Genomic DNA, 15,235 nt, shown 5'->3' with positions numbered 1-15,235 from the left:
TTGGAGGAATTTTAAAAAATGATGGATTACTTAATTGCTCAAAATGGTGGAATGGTGTTTGCGGTATTAGCGATGGCAACAGCCACGATCTTTTCAGGGATCGGATCAGCGAAAGGTGTAGGGATGACTGGTGAAGCCGCAGCTGCATTGACGACAAGTCAACCGGAAAAATTCGGACAAGCGTTGATTTTACAATTACTTCCCGGAACACAGGGACTTTATGGCTTCGTAATCGCCTTCTTGATCTTTATCAATTTAAATGCAGATATGTCGGTTGTCCAAGGGCTGAATTTTTTAGGCGCATCTTTACCGATTGCCTTTACAGGATTGTTTTCTGGAATTGCTCAGGGGAAAGTATCTGCTGCAGGTATCCAGATCTTAGCGAAAAAACCAGAACACGCAACTAAAGGAATTATCTTTGCCGCAATGGTTGAAACTTACGCAATCTTAGGCTTCGTTATTTCTTTCTTATTAGTATTGAATGCTTAAACAAGGAGGAAAAACAATGAACGCCATTGATAATATCATTCGTCAAATGAATGAAACAGCTGAAGCAGAACGAGCGGCGTTTGAAAAAGCAGAACGTGAAAAAATCGATCAGCAGTTCAAAATCGAGCGTGCGCGTTTAGAAGCAGACGATGAAAAGCAAAAATCTAAAGAACTTGAAGAAATCGAAAAGAGTTACCGTCAATTAAGAAATCGCCAACAGGTGGAAGTGCGTCAAGCAATACTCAATGAAAAACAAGAATTTTTACATCGTTTGTTTGCTGAAGCACGCCAAGAATTAGAAAGTTGGCCAGCAGAAGATCAACTTTCATTGATGTTCAATATGGTGCAGAATTTATCCTTATCTGGTGATGTTACTTTATTAGCCGGAGAAAAATCTGCTGCCATTTTAACCAATGAAGTAGTGACAAAGTGGAATCAACAGTTGCCCTTCACCTTGCATCTAAGTGACCGAAGGATTGCCAAAGAAGCAGGATTTATGATTGATGACCAAGGCGTACAATACAACTTTGTCTATAGTGATCTAGTACAAGAAGTGCAAGAACAAATGCGCTTTGAAATTGCGAAACAACTATTCGAGTAAGGAGGGATCGGTGAATGGATTATCATGAATTAAATCCCTTGATTCGTGGAAGAGAATTAGAACTTTTATCAAAAGAAGATTTTGATCGCATGATCCAGACGAAATCATTGGACGCATTAGGCGAAATGTTAAAAACAACGATTTATCATCCTTATATCTACGAAGGGTTTGAACGGGACTTTGAGGAAAATCTGTTGGCTGAGTCGGGCAAACTATTTACCTGGTTGAAAGAATCGGCGCCAGAACCTGAAGTCGTTTGGGTCTATACGATGCGTTATACGTTCCATAATTTAAAAGTCCTGACAAAAGCTGAGATGACGGGTAAAAATCTAGATCATCTGTACCGTAATGATGGTTTTTATTCATGCGAAGCGTTAAAGCAAGCAATCCATACACAAGCCTCTACAGAATTGCCTTCGCAGTTGATGGATAGTATTCGTGAAGTCCATGAATACTGCGAAGAATCCTCTGTGTTACAAGGAATCGATGTTATCTATGATCGCTATTTCTTGACAGAACAACGCCGTCTTGGAGAGAAACTTGGATATCCGGAATTACTGGAAGAAATCATTGCGTTTATTGATTTGACTAATATCACGACGATGGCACGCGGTATCTTGCAACAACGATCCAGCGGTTTTATGACTGCAGTACTTTCAAGTTCTGGCAGTATCCCGAAAGAAACGTTTTTGAGTTTCGTCAAAAGCGAGTTGGATACCTATTTGAACTTTCTGCAAACAACAGATTATCGTCAATTGATCGAACCTGCAATCCATGAAGGAGAACTAGATTTTGTTCGATTAGAACAAATCAAAGACGATTACTTATCTTCGCTGTATGAAGCCGCACAAACGCAGGCTTTTGGCCCGTTGCCTTTACTTGCTTTCTTGAATGCAAAAGAAATTGAGAGTAAAAATCTTCGGTTATTAGTGATCGGTAAGAAAAATCACTTTGATAATGAAACGATCAGAGAAAGGGTGAGACAAGTCTATGACGCATAAAATCGGTGTCGTTGGCGACAAAGATTCTGTTTTACCATTTAAATTATTTGGGTTTGATGTGCACTATGCGACAGAGCCACAAGAAGTGAGGCGCGCAATCGAACAAATGGCAAAAAGCGCCTATGGAGTGATCTATGTCACAGAACAATCGGCGGCGATGACACCTGAGACGATAGAACGTTACAAAGAATCGATGACGCCAGCAATTGTCCTAATCCCTAGCCATCAAGGAACGATGGGGATCGGCGTAGCAGAGATCCAAAAGAGTGTGGAAAAAGCAGTTGGACAAAATATCTTATAGAATGTAAAGGAGATAGTGCATTGCAAATTGGAAAAATCATAAAAGTCTCCGGCCCTCTCGTGATGGCAAAAAATATGTCAGATGCAAGTATCCAAGATATGTGCTTAGTGGGAGAGCTAGGAGTCATCGGCGAAATCATTGAGATGCGCGGAGATGTCGCATCGATACAAGTATACGAAGAAACTTCAGGGATCGGCCCTGGTGAACCCGTTCGTTCAACAGGTGAAGCGTTGTCTGTTGAGTTGGCGCCTGGGATCATTTCACAAATGTTTGATGGGATCCAACGGCCATTGGATACGTTCATGGCGATCACGCAAAGCAACTTTTTAAGTCGTGGTGTCCAATTACCAGCGTTAGACCATGAAAAAAAATGGTGGTTTGAAGCAACTGCTGAAGTCGGGCAAGAAGTCAGTACCGGAGATGTTCTAGGTGTGGTGGATGAAACAAAGATCATCCAACACAAAATCATGGTACCTCATGGCGTCAAAGGAAAAATCAAAAAAATCGAAGCGGGATCATTTACAATCGATGAAGTGGTTTGTGTCATCGAAACAGAAGACGGTTTGCGAGAATTGACGATGTTGCAAAAATGGCCTGTTAGACGGAGTCGTCCGATCAAAGCAAAATTGAATCCGGACGCGCCAATGATCACGGGGCAACGTGTTATCGATACCTTTTTCCCAGTGACAAAAGGCGGAGCTGCCGCTGTACCTGGCCCTTTTGGTGCTGGTAAAACAGTTGTTCAGCACCAAATTGCTAAATGGGCAGATGTCGATATGGTCGTTTATGTTGGTTGTGGTGAACGTGGTAATGAGATGACGGACGTACTGAATGAGTTTCCAGAATTGATTGATCCTAATACAGGTGAATCATTGATGGAACGTACCGTATTGATTGCCAATACATCAAATATGCCAGTAGCTGCACGGGAAGCATCGATCTATACAGGGATCACTATTGCGGAATATTTCCGTGATATGGGATATGATGTGGCGATCATGGCAGATTCCACTTCTCGTTGGGCAGAGGCATTGCGAGAAATGAGTGGACGTTTAGAAGAAATGCCTGGTGATGAAGGCTATCCTGCATATTTAGGTTCTCGTTTAGCAGAATACTATGAACGTTCTGGACGTGTCATTGCTTTAGGTAGTGAAGAACGTGAAGGAAGCATTACAGCGATCAGTGCGGTCTCACCATCTGGTGGAGATGTTTCTGAACCAGTGACGCAAAATACGTTGCGCGTCGTGAAAGTATTCTGGGGATTAGATTCCAGTCTGGCGCAGAAGCGTCATTTTCCATCCATCAATTGGATTCAAAGCTATTCTCTTTATTCGTCAGAAGTGGGACGTTATATGGATCAGATCCTACAAGCGAATTGGGCAGAGATGGTGGCAGAAGGAATGCGTATCTTGCAACAAGAAGAGCAATTGAATGAAATCGTGCGTCTTGTTGGTGTCGATTCACTTTCAGATAATGATCGCTTGACGCTTGAAGTAGCAAAATCCATTCGTGAAGATTACTTACAACAAAATGCGTTTGATGACGTGGATACATTTACTTCTAGAGAAAAGCAATTCAAGATGTTGAAATTGATCCTATCTTTTGGTGAAGAAGCACGTCAGGCGATTTCATTAGGTGCTTATCTCAGTGAGATCATGAAAGGAACTGTGGGATTGAGAGAACGAATCGGTCGTAGTAAATTCGTGCCAGAAACAGAATTAGAGAAATTAGATGAAATCCAAGCGAATATCAAACCAACGATCCAAGCAATCGTTTCAGAAGGAGGAATGACCGATGATTAAAGAATATCGAACAATTGGCGAAGTGGTCGGACCTTTGATGGCGGTCGAGAAAGTCGCTGGGGTGAAATACGAAGAATTGATCGAAGTTCGAATGCAAAATGGCGAGATTCGTCGTGGACAAGTACTTGAAGTACAAGAAGACAAAGCGATGGTCCAAATTTTTGAAGGAACTAGTGGGATCAATCTGAGAGATTCAACGGTCCGCTTTTTAGGGCACCCATTAGAGTTGGGGGTTTCTGAAGACATGATCGGTCGCGTATTCGACGGGTTAGGTCGTCCAAAAGACAATGGGCCAGAAATCCTACCAGAAAAATACTTGGACATCAATGGAGAAGTCATCAACCCGGTGGCTCGTGATTATCCTGATGAGTTTATCCAAACAGGTATCTCAGCAATCGATCACCTGAATACTTTGGTCAGAGGACAAAAATTGCCGGTATTTTCCGGCTCTGGTTTGCCACACAAAGAATTAGCTGCTCAAATTGCGAGACAAGCGACGGTATTAGACTCTTCTGATGATTTTGCAGTTGTTTTTGCTGCCATTGGAATCACCTTTGAAGAAGCAGAATTCTTTATGGAAGACTTCCGCCAGACGGGAGCAATAGATCGTTCGGTGATGTTCATGAACTTAGCGAATGATCCAGCCATCGAACGGATCGCAACACCTCGCATGGCATTGACTGCGGCTGAATATCTTGCTTATGAAAAAGGGATGCACGTGTTAGTCATCATGACAGATATGACCAACTACGCCGAAGCATTACGCGAAATCTCTGCTGCCCGTCGTGAAGTGCCTGGTCGTCGTGGCTATCCAGGGTATCTTTATACGAACTTAGCAACTTTATATGAACGAGCTGGTCGAATCCGTGGGTTGAAGGGTTCTGTGACACAGATCCCGATCTTGACTATGCCAGAAGACGATAAGACCCATCCGATCCCTGATTTGACCGGCTATATCACAGAAGGACAAATCATTTTGACGAGGGAATTGTACAAGAGCGGCATCCAACCACCGATCGATGTCTTGCCTTCACTTTCACGTTTGAAAGATAAAGGGACAGGTGAAGGGAAAACTAGAAAAGATCATGCAGCAACGATGAACCAATTGTTTGCGGCGTATGCTCAAGGCAAACAAGCCAAAGAATTAGCTGTTGTCTTAGGGGAATCGGCGTTGTCAGATGTGGACAAGATCTACGCAAAATTTGCGGAACGTTTTGAAAAAGAATATGTCAATCAAGGTTTTTATACCAATCGCTCGATCGCTGAAACGCTGGATCTAGGATGGGAACTTTTAGCCATGCTTCCACGAACGGAATTAAAACGGATCAAAGACGATCTGCTTGACCAGTACCTGCCAGAAGGGGAGTGAGTGTCAGATGGTTCGATTAAATGTTAATCCGACACGAATGGAATTGACACGACTCAAAAAACAATTGACGACTGCAACAAGAGGACACAAATTGTTGAAGGATAAGCAGGATGAATTGATGCGTCAATTCATCCTACTGATCCGTAAGAACAATGAACTGCGCCAAGTAGTAGAAAAAGAAATGACAGCAGCTATGAGCGATTTTGTCCTTGCGAAAGCTTCATTACCTGAAGCCTTCATTGATGAATTGTTTGTACTACCGGCTGAAAATGTCGAGTTAGCTGTTATCGAAAAAAACATTATGAGCGTCAAAGTACCGATCATGAATTTTGAATATGACGAACAGCTAGGCGAAGCACCGGTGGATTATGGCTATTTGAATTCCAATGCAGAATTAGACCGTTCGATCGATCGTTTTACCTCATTTCTGCCTAAGCTCCTTGAGTTGACAGAGATCGAGAAAACCTGTCAACTGATGGCGGGCGAGATCGAAAAAACACGGCGCAGAGTGAATGCGTTAGAGTACATGACGATCCCACAATTAGAAGAAACGATCTATTATATCAAGATGAAGTTAGAAGAAAATGAACGTGCGGAAGTTACTCGCTTGATCAAAGTGAAAAATATGGGGAACGCTGATTAGCTAAGTCATCTGAGCAAATTAGTAACGTTGGTCGTTCATCCGAGCTACAGTTCTAAGCTCCGAAGAATAGGCCGTAAACGTCGAAAAATATCTTTAACTAATTTCGGACGTTTATGGCTTATTATCTGGAGTTTTTTCTTTTTGTAGAGCTCATTTGAGCGTTCCTATTGTTTGTTCGAAAGCAGGTGTATCAAACGAACAGGTATAAGGGAGAAAAAAGACTCATATTCTTTGCTGGAAGAAGAAAAACAGGGTAAGATAAGGGATGAAAAGAGAGCGAGCGTTTGGCGGACTTACTTTTACATCCGTGAGAGCAATAGCTACTTCATTTGTTCGTTGCGAAGGTAGCTAACGGTCTTAGAGGAGTGATTCGAATGAAACAGAGGATAACAAAACAACTGTCACCAGTTCAATTGATTGCTGTTGGCTTTTTTCTTTTGATCTTAGTTGGTGGCAGTTTACTTACTTTGCCTTTCTTTAGTAAAAGTGGCGAACCGACGAATTATATTGATGCATTATTTACTGCAACTTCAGCCGTCTGTGTCACTGGCTTGACTACATTGAACACTGCGGCGCATTGGAATGAAGCCGGTCAGTTTCTGATCATGGTTTTGATCGAGATCGGTGGTTTAGGTTTTATGATGATCCCCATTATTTTCTTTGCAGTAGCGAAGAAAAAAGTCAGCTTTAGTATGCGGATCTTACTAAAAGAAGCATTGAATCTTGAAATCATGTCAGGTGTTATGAGTTTGATGCTCTATATCTTGAAATTCGCAATGGTCATCCAAGGGCTGGGAGCACTTGCCTTGAGTTTTACATTTGTGCCGACTTACGGATGGACAAAAGGGATTTGGTACAGCATCTTCCATGCCGTATCAAGTTTTTGTAATGCTGGGTTTGATTTGTTAGGGGATAGCTTAGCAAATGATCAGCCAAACATCTATCTCTTAATGGTGGTCTCTGCGCTGATCATTGCTGGTGGGTTAGGTTTCATTGTTTGGCGGGATCTACTTAGTTATCATAAAGTAAAGAAAATCACTCTCCACTCAAAAATTGCATTGATTGTCACTGGTGGCTTATTGGTGGGCGGTTTTATCGTCTTTTTCTTTACCGAACAAAATGCGATCCATCTAGTTGAAGGAACTTATCTTGAACGTTTAGCAAATACGTTCTTCATGAGTGTCACACCAAGAACAGCTGGTTACTACTCCATCGACTATTTACAAATGAGCCATGCCGGCTTGATGTTGACAATGATCTTGATGTATATCGGTGGAACATCCGGTTCAACAGCAGGTGGGTTAAAGACCACTACTTTGGGCATCCTATTGATTCAAATGCATGCGACATTTAACGGGAAAACCAGAGCTGAAGCTTTCGGACGAACGATTCGCCCAGCAGCAGTACTTCGCGCACTGACATTGTTTTTCGTTACATTGTCTTTATGTATGTTGGCGATCATGGTCTTGTCTGTGACTGAGACGATCCCAGAAACTTCAGGCATCGAATATATTGCTTTTGAAGTGTTCTCAGCTTTTGGAACAGTTGGGTTGACAATGGGGTTGACGCCAGATTTGACAGAAGTCGGGAAACTGATCATCATGTCATTGATGTATATCGGACGTGTAGGGATTTTAACCGTCTTTTTCTCTATTCTTGTAAAAGGAAATCAAGTAGGGACGAAGTACAAATATCCAGAAGAGAGCGTATTGATCGGTTAACAGTAAGAGGTTTTAAGAACAGAAAAAAACAGAGGAAGTTGACACGCGGTGTTCACATCCTCTGTTTTTTAGTGTTGCTCTATTTATTTTGTACGAATCACTTCGATTTTGTAACCATCAGGATCAACAACGAAGTAATAAGACGGAGCTGTTCCTGGCAGTCCTTTCAAGTCAGTCACGTTGAAGCCTGCTGCTTGATGTTTTTCATGAAGTGCTTCTAAGTCTTCAACTGAAATAGCGATATGACCGTAGCCATTTCCTAAATCATAGCCTTCATGATCATAGTTGTAAGTCAACTCTAATTCGTAATCATCTCCTGGTAAAGTCAAGTAAACCAGCGTGAACTTGTTTTCTGGAAAATCGCGACGACGACTTTCTTCAAAGCCGAATGCTGTTTGATAGAATTTTAAAGAAGCGTCAAGATCTTTAACGCGGACGCAAGTGTGAGCCATTTTCATAAGTATATCTTCCTTTCTTTTTTACCTTTTCCACATTATCATATCAAAAATTTCAAGTACGCTATGGGTTTGTGCTTGTTTATGAGAAAACTCTCATGTAGAATAGAAAGAAAAAGATGAAGGGACAATACCTATGGAAAACCCAATGTTTGGCGAAAAAGACGAGTCTGCAAATTACCAAGACCGTTACGCAGCGTATATCATTGTCGAAACACATGGGAAAATCGCAATGATCGAAGCGCCAAATGGTGCCTTTTTTTTGCCAGGCGGTGAAAAAGAGGGACAGGAAACAAATGAAGAAGCGATTTCTCGTGAATTACTGGAGGAAATGGGGATCAGCGCAGAGATTGCTTGTTATCTAGGGGAAGCAGCGGAATATTTTTACTCAAACCATCGAAAAACTTACTTCCACAATCCTGGCTATTTTTATGTAGCAAAGAGTTGGCAAAAGGTAGGGGAACCAACCGAAAAAGACCAATCGATCTGGTGGGTCACTCCTGAAACTGCCTTAGAAAAATTAAAACGAGGAAGTCATCGTTGGGCAGTGGAAAAATGGTTAGCGATGAAGCAAAATTGAACAAAAAAACAGCTCATAAGAAAGAGCCGATACTTCGGTCTTCGAAATGAGCTGTTTTTATTCATTACTTTTACAAGACATATTTTTTGATTGCTTCGGCCACACCGTGTTCATCGTTGGTTGCAGTGACCACATTAGCCGCTTCTTTTATCAACGGAACGGCATTTCCCATCGCCACGCCTAATCCAGCGTATTCGATCATCGACAAATCATTTTCGTTGTCACCGATTGCCATGATCTCCTCTTGTTTGATTCCTAGATGTTGGGCTAAGTTAGCAACAGCAGCGCCTTTACTAGCTTCTTTGTTCAAGATCTCAAAGTAGAAAGGTGAACTCTTGACAGTTGTATATTTTTCGCGGAAAGTTTGTGGTAAACGAGCGATGGCAGCATCTAGGATCGCTGGTTCATCGATCATCATCATCTTCACGATACTCATATCAGGTGTCATTTCATCAGCTGTCCGATATTTCAATGGCATGTTGACTAAAAAAGCTTCATGGACAGTATAGGGACTGATATCACGATTTGTTGTATAGATCGTTTGATCATCGATCGAATGCAAATGACTTCCCACACGTCTGGCCATGACTTCGATCTCCAAGAAATCTTCATAAGTCAAGCCATGACGAGCAATGATCTTGCCGGATTTTGTTTGTTGGACTAACGCACCGTTATAAGTGATCACATAATCGTTGTCTTGGTATAATCCCAATTCATTCAATTGGTTTTTGACTCCTGGAAGCGGACGACCTGTACATAGTACGATTGCCACATTTTTTTCCACAGCGCTTGCAATTGCTTCTTTTACTTCTTGTGTGATTTCTCTTTTTTCGTTTAAAAGGGTGCCATCGATATCGATAGCGACTAATTTGATAGACATAACATTCTCCTTAGTTAGTTTATTTCTTCAATCAATGCGCCATTATGGATATGACGCGCAAATTCTTGGTAGGTTTCATCAAAAAGATCATAGTGATTACGCAAGGTAGGATCGACCATTTCTTTCGGAAAGAAGAAGCGTTCATCTCCTTGTTCTTGCCCTGCGAGTGCAGCAACTAATTGACTGACCTCTGATAATTCTACCAAAGTTCCGTCATTTCGCAAGATTTCAATTTGTGTGCGATGTCTGCCTTCTTCTGGACGGTAAAAATCATAAGGCAGGTCATAGCTTGAATTGATGGCTGTATAATAGTTTGGATTGTAGCCCACTTTTTCGACCAAAGAGGTCAATTCAGCAATCAGTGGGGACTGACGATCACCAGAAAACATTGCTGATTTCAATGGTTTACGATTTAAGAAGCGTTTGGCTAAGTCACTAAGGATTGGATCAGATGAATCCGTCCATTGACTGAAACACGTATTCAAGACGCCATCATCCAGCTTTAAGTACTCATCTAAACTAAATGTGCCATCTAAAAATGGCAACAGTAACTGTGAATGACGTGCAAAACTATCATCATCTTGGTGATAAAGTTCATGGGCACGATGCAACAGATGCTCCAAGACGACTTCCATTCCCCGAGAAACTGGATGAAAGTATACTTGGACATACATCTGATAGCGACTGACGATATAATCCTCTACTGCGTGCATCCCATTCATGGAGAAGGCGATTCCACCTTGATAGGGGCGAATCACACGCAAAATCCTTGTCAGATCGAACGTTCCATATTCTGTACCTGTAAAATAGGCATCACGTAAAAGGTAATCCATACGATCGGCATCGATTTGGCTAGAGATCATTTGGACGACTTGTGGATTTGGATACGTTTTTTGGATCACACTAGCCACTTTCTCAGGAAAACCTTCTTCGACACGATTCAAAATCTGATAGACTTCCGTTTCTGGCGAAGTAATGATCTCTACAGTGATTGCTTCATGATTGGTCTGGAAAATATGTTCAAAGGTATGTGAATAAGGCCCATGGCCAATATCATGGAGTAAGGCGGCACATAAAGTCACGAGACGTTCCCGATCATCCCAACCAGAAGGGCCGATTTTTTCAATGGAGAAATTTCTTGAAAAAATGTCACAGATGCGTCGGGAGATTTCGTATACACCGAGTGAATGAGTGAAACGGCTATGCTCTGCGCCATGGAAAGTAAATGACGAAGTTCCGAGTTGTTTGATCCGTCGTAATCGCTGGACTTCTTTCGAATTGATCAAGTCTAAAATCACTTGATGTTGCACGTGGATGTAGTTATGCACTGGATCTCTAAAGACTTTTTCCATTGGTAACAGTTTGTATTTATAAGGTGTTGTCATAAGCCATCTCCTTTAGTACATTTCGTTGGTTCATACGCTCGATTTGTGCTTGCCACTCATCTGGTGAGACATTGGCTTTTTGCCAAGCGTCAGAATCCATCGAAATACTTGTTGGATACATTGTATCAAATGCCTTGATAAATGACTCTTTTACTTGCACGACCGTCAATGACGTAGCGAATAACTCTTCTAATGTCTCCATACTTGTTGGTCTCACGGCAGGGTAGCCATCCGTACCAAACTGTTCTTTCAACGCTTGTTGATAAAACTGTCGCATCAGTTCGCCTCGTTTTTCTTGATCCCCATTCACGCTAAGGTACATCATGACTGAAATCCCGTTTTTAATGCGACGTTGGGCAATCCCGGCAAATTTTTTACCATCGATACTAAGGTCATACGTACCTGGACAGTAGGACTCTTTGATTTCATAGGCTTCTATTTTGTCGGCGTAAACAGGAAAAGCTTGGCGAGTCAGAGCGAGCATCTTTTCGTAGCCTTCATCGATCGAGATCCTATTCTCATCCTCTTGCGGGAAAATCAATGAGATATTCAAGATTCCTTGATCGGAAATGATGCCAAGTCCACCGGCATTACGAATCACTGGGGTAAATCCCGCATGTTGGATAACCTTTATCCCATCAGCTAAAAAGGGTGTCCGAGTATCTTTCATACCAAGAATAACTGTCTGTTGATATTGCCAAAAATGTAGAAAAGTTTGTTGCTTTTTTTTTGAATTCTCTGTTAAAATATCCGTTAAAGCAAACGGAGAAAAATCGTTTGTGTGGTAGACTTCTTGATCCAAAATGATGGATGTCATGTACTCAGCTCCTAGTTAAATCTGTTTGAGAACGGGTGCTTTACCTATCTTTTATTTGAACTTAGGTGTGACGAGAGGATCATGTCACAGCCCCCAAATCGTTATAATACAATAGGAGTCTCACGCCCACTTCCTTCATTATACTCCAAATTATTAAAGAAGAGAGGAAAAAGTTATCTGCTCTTTAGACCTGTCGGTTGACAAATCAATGGAAAGTGGGAACAATGTAGCTATGAGAAAAGGAGAATGTCAAATGGAACGATCTGGATTACCGATTTCGATACAATTACGTACAAAAGTGAAACAACAAGGAGAGCAACAAGATTTTTATTTTGATCTGAAAGGACAAATGGTCAAAATTGGCGATACCTTATACATACGCTATAAAGAGATCCAAGAAGGACAAGAAGAAATTCCTGTCACGATCAAGATCATGCCAGATGGTCACGTGCAATTGATCCGTGCTGGTGAAATGCGTATGCGTTTGAAATTTGCCTATCGTGAACGCTTGGAGACTCATTATCGGACCCCTTACGGAATGATCCAAGTCGACACATACACAAAAGAACTACATGTCAGTCTAAAAGATCGTCCAACCGCTGGCAAAGTCATGATCGAGTACGATTTATTCATGGGAATAGAAAAAATAGGTGAATATGAGATGGTCTTAGATTTTACTGCATAAAATAGCAAAGAAACGTTTGATTTTTTACCTGTGATTTTGTATGATAAGGAGTAGACTGTGAAAGGACGTGTCCTGATTGGAAATTAGTGTATTTGAAGGTGCAAACAAAAACGAATTATCAATGATCGAAGTCGCACACGCGATCTTAGAGCAGCGTGGTGATGTGATGGACTTTTCTGATTTAGCAAATGAGATTCAAACATATCTTGGCAAATCAGATAGTGACATTCGTGATTCACTCGCACAATTTTATACTGACTTAAATATCGACGGTAGCTTTATTTCATTAGGCGACAATCGTTGGGGCTTGCGTTCATGGTATGCCATCGATTCGATCGATGAAGAAGTCAACCATGGAATCGACGAAGAAGACGAGGATACACCACGTCGTCGTAAACGCAAAAAAGTCAATGCCTTTATCAATGATGACGAAGATGCCATCGATTATAACGATGATGACCCAGAAGATACTGATCTGTCTGACGAAGACGATGATGATCTTTTTGAAGATGAAGATGACGATGATGAAGAAATCGCTGCATACAATTCAGACTTACAAGAAATTGGTGCAGATACTGGAGACGACGAAGAAGAAATCCCAGGAAACATCGAAGAAGATCTAAGCATTATCGAAGACGATGACGAAGAAGACGAAGAATTTGAAGACGAAGATTTCCCAGAAGAATAAGTAAGAGAAATCACAAAAAACTGCAAGTTACTTGTAAAAGTAGCCTTGCAGTTTTTTGTATTAGAATAAAAGAAAAAGTCCTAAAGAGTAAGGCAGAACGTCAACTAGAAACCAAAAGTGTTTCTCCTTAAGGATGAAGGGATATTTCTGTGATTTATAGAAATGTTTCAGAGAAAAGCATTAGGTGATATCAGCGAATCTTTTTTCATTTGTTGTAAAAAAGAGTATGATGAAAGTGAAACTGAGGCATGACAATCAAATATAAAAGGAGACGATCGATATGTTAGATGATCAATTAAAATGTCCCAATTGTCAGACCAAATTCTATTATAATGAAGTACGTCACATTGTGAAGCATCGAGAAAAAGAAATGCCGATCCGCTGTCCTGAATGCAATGAAGTAGTCGAACGGAAACTTTCTCATGGCTATTTCGTGACATACAAAGAAACAGATTTTTCAAAGTTGGATCAGGAAGTGGAGGAAACACCGAAGCAATACAAAAGCTTGAAAACCGGTGCGGTGATCAGTGCAGATGAATACCGGGAAATGATTGAACGTCATGATTTATCTTTAAACGGACCAATGAGTTCGGAATTGATGGGCGGTATGAACTATTTTATTGAAAATGAAGCCTTGAACAACGAAGAAAGTTACGAAGATTATGTTCCTTATGATTGATAAAAAATGAAAGAGCGTGGGACAATAGTCCTCTCGTACCACTTAAAATCGAATAAACGGCGGAAACAGAAGTAACTCTTCGAAAAATAAGACGCCATCCACCAAAATTTAAAAAATAATTTTCGTGGATGGCGCCTTATTTTTTGAGGCTAAACACTGCTGTAGTGACTTCTTGAGGAAACAGGTTATAGAATCAAGTCGGAAAATAAAAAAACGTTCGTTTTTTATAAAAACTCTTTGCTTCATGGGCTATTTCCGATTATGATTATAGACAGAAGAATAACAAATAAATAGGAGTAATCAATGAAAAAGTCAATACGAATAAAAGTAATCGGTTTTCTTGTGATTTTATTTGGGTTGTTTCTCTTGGTCCATTCATCACCAAAAGAGCAAACCTCTTTGAATCTTTCAACGAAAAATGAAGAAAATACATATCGTACAATGTCCAGTAAGTTGGACTTTCAGCAACTGCTTCGTGTCATTTCGAGAGAATATCAACTAACCGAAGAAGAAGCTAAAAAACAGCTCGGCTATACTGAGCAAATGGTGCAAAGCGCAATACATAATGGGGCAATCTACCGTATCTTTTCTCAAAACATAACTGTCAACAGAGTATACCAACCAAATTTATTGTTATACTGTGAAACGAGTGAAAGTGGAAATTTCCGAGCAATCAAGTCGATTTTATCCGTTCAGTTGAAATCCGCTGATCAAGGATTGGAAAAACATTTTACAGGAGATGTATTTGCTTATTTAGAGGACCCTAACCGAATATTTTATCTCATCAATGGTGATTTTTATGATCAAAAAACAGCCACTTTAAGAAACGGTTTAACGCTTCGTCAAGGTGAGGGTGTGACAGAGCGCTATACTCCTGGACCTTTAACGAATCATTTCTACTATAGTTACATAGAAGATTGGTTTACTTTTTGAAATACCATGAAGAAATCAAAAAAAGCAGTTTTCCTAGATAGGAAAACCGCTTTTTTTCTTAGAAATTTGAAAGCAAAATCTTCACAAATATGCTAAGATAACAATAGACGCGTCCTGAGGGAATCGAACCCCCGTCTCAAGAACCGGAATCTTACGTGATATCCACTACACTAAGGACGCAAGCACTGCAACAATTGTATCGAAAT

Annotated in this window: 17 protein-coding genes and 1 tRNA gene; 13 read left to right on the top strand and 5 right to left on the bottom strand. The window is 40.9% G+C overall.

Features of this window, described 5'->3' with window-relative positions:
- Positions 1-18: 18 nt before the first annotated feature.
- From IGJ14_RS10055 to IGJ14_RS10020, 8 genes are all read left to right on the top strand, one after another.
- Positions 19-489 (top strand): V-type ATP synthase subunit K, encoded by a 471-nt coding sequence (locus IGJ14_RS10055; RefSeq protein ID WP_010734843.1) that lies wholly within the window; start codon positions 19-21, stop codon positions 487-489.
- Between the two features lie 16 nt (positions 490-505).
- Positions 506-1,090 (top strand): V-type ATP synthase subunit E, encoded by a 585-nt coding sequence (locus IGJ14_RS10050; protein WP_019723170.1) that lies wholly within the window; start codon positions 506-508, stop codon positions 1,088-1,090.
- Between the two features lie 14 nt (positions 1,091-1,104).
- Positions 1,105-2,091, top strand: a complete 987-nt coding sequence (locus tag IGJ14_RS10045) for a V-type ATPase subunit (protein WP_062804879.1) — start codon at positions 1,105-1,107, stop codon at positions 2,089-2,091.
- A complete protein-coding gene (locus IGJ14_RS10040) occupies positions 2,081-2,392 on the top strand; it encodes a V-type ATP synthase subunit F (RefSeq protein ID WP_019723168.1) in 312 nt (103 codons plus the stop codon). The genes IGJ14_RS10045 and IGJ14_RS10040 overlap by 11 nt, the downstream gene beginning before the upstream one ends.
- Before the next feature lie 20 nt (positions 2,393-2,412).
- Positions 2,413-4,194 carry a V-type ATP synthase subunit A gene (locus IGJ14_RS10035; protein WP_019723167.1) on the top strand — a complete coding sequence of 594 codons (1,782 nt, stop codon included), beginning with the start codon at positions 2,413-2,415 and terminating at the stop codon, positions 4,192-4,194.
- On the top strand, positions 4,187-5,563 hold the full coding sequence (locus tag IGJ14_RS10030) for a V-type ATP synthase subunit B (protein WP_019723166.1): 1,377 nt from the start codon (positions 4,187-4,189) through the stop codon (positions 5,561-5,563). The genes IGJ14_RS10035 and IGJ14_RS10030 overlap by 8 nt, the downstream gene beginning before the upstream one ends.
- 7 nt (positions 5,564-5,570) lie before the next feature.
- Positions 5,571-6,206 carry a V-type ATP synthase subunit D gene (locus IGJ14_RS10025; RefSeq protein WP_010734849.1) on the top strand — a complete coding sequence of 212 codons (636 nt, stop codon included), beginning with the start codon at positions 5,571-5,573 and terminating at the stop codon, positions 6,204-6,206.
- 374 nt (positions 6,207-6,580) lie between these two features.
- Positions 6,581-7,927, top strand: a complete 1,347-nt coding sequence (locus IGJ14_RS10020; RefSeq protein WP_019723165.1) for a TrkH family potassium uptake protein — start codon at positions 6,581-6,583, stop codon at positions 7,925-7,927.
- Between the two features lie 83 nt (positions 7,928-8,010).
- Here the strand turns inward: IGJ14_RS10020 and gloA are convergent, their stop codons facing one another.
- Entirely contained in the window at positions 8,011-8,385 is a 375-nt protein-coding gene (gene gloA, locus IGJ14_RS10015; RefSeq protein WP_010734851.1) for a lactoylglutathione lyase, read from the bottom strand.
- 133 nt (positions 8,386-8,518) lie between these two features.
- Here gloA and IGJ14_RS10010 point away from each other — a divergent pair, with 133 nt between their 5' ends.
- A complete protein-coding gene (locus IGJ14_RS10010; RefSeq protein WP_019723164.1) occupies positions 8,519-8,962 on the top strand; it encodes an NUDIX hydrolase in 444 nt (147 codons plus the stop codon).
- 70 nt (positions 8,963-9,032) lie between these two features.
- Here IGJ14_RS10010 and yidA read toward each other — a convergent pair whose 3' ends face one another.
- The 3 genes from yidA to IGJ14_RS09995 are packed head-to-tail and all read right to left on the bottom strand — an operon-like array spanning position 9,033 to position 12,044.
- Positions 9,033-9,842 carry a sugar-phosphatase gene (gene yidA, locus IGJ14_RS10005; protein WP_010734853.1) on the bottom strand — a complete coding sequence of 270 codons (810 nt, stop codon included), beginning with the start codon at positions 9,840-9,842 and terminating at the stop codon, positions 9,033-9,035.
- Positions 9,843-9,856: 14 nt separating this feature from the next.
- Positions 9,857-11,227, bottom strand: a complete 1,371-nt coding sequence (locus IGJ14_RS10000; protein ID WP_065095691.1) for an HD domain-containing protein — start codon at positions 11,225-11,227, stop codon at positions 9,857-9,859.
- Positions 11,211-12,044, bottom strand: a complete 834-nt coding sequence (locus IGJ14_RS09995) for a lipoate--protein ligase family protein (protein ID WP_019723162.1) — start codon at positions 12,042-12,044, stop codon at positions 11,211-11,213. The genes IGJ14_RS10000 and IGJ14_RS09995 overlap by 17 nt, the downstream gene beginning before the upstream one ends.
- 253 nt (positions 12,045-12,297) lie before the next feature.
- Between IGJ14_RS09995 and IGJ14_RS09990 the strand changes: the two genes are divergently transcribed.
- The 4 genes from IGJ14_RS09990 (at position 12,298) to IGJ14_RS09975 (ending at position 15,029) form a co-directional block, all read left to right on the top strand.
- On the top strand, positions 12,298-12,729 hold the full coding sequence (locus IGJ14_RS09990; RefSeq protein ID WP_019723161.1) for a DUF1934 domain-containing protein: 432 nt from the start codon (positions 12,298-12,300) through the stop codon (positions 12,727-12,729).
- A 76-nt stretch (positions 12,730-12,805) separates the two neighbouring features.
- Positions 12,806-13,417 (top strand): DNA-directed RNA polymerase subunit delta, encoded by a 612-nt coding sequence (gene rpoE, locus IGJ14_RS09985; RefSeq protein WP_019723160.1) that lies wholly within the window; start codon positions 12,806-12,808, stop codon positions 13,415-13,417.
- 280 nt (positions 13,418-13,697) lie between these two features.
- The gene (locus IGJ14_RS09980; protein WP_010734858.1) at positions 13,698-14,096 is read left to right on the top strand and encodes a hypothetical protein; all 399 of its coding nucleotides are present in this window, start codon (positions 13,698-13,700) and stop codon (positions 14,094-14,096) included.
- Positions 14,097-14,399: 303 nt separating this feature from the next.
- Positions 14,400-15,029, top strand: coding sequence for a hypothetical protein (locus IGJ14_RS09975; protein WP_019724552.1), 630 nt, complete (start codon positions 14,400-14,402; stop codon positions 15,027-15,029).
- Positions 15,030-15,137: 108 nt separating this feature from the next.
- On the opposite strand, the gene IGJ14_RS09970 is transcribed toward IGJ14_RS09975, so the two are convergent.
- Positions 15,138-15,209, bottom strand: a tRNA-Arg gene (locus IGJ14_RS09970).
- Positions 15,210-15,235: the final 26 nt, after the last annotated feature.

Source organism: Enterococcus sp. DIV1304_2 (assembly GCF_050555445.1).
GTDB lineage: Bacteria > Bacillota > Bacilli > Lactobacillales > Enterococcaceae > Enterococcus_B > Enterococcus_B pernyi.
This window is presented reverse-complemented; position numbering and strand designations above follow the sequence as displayed.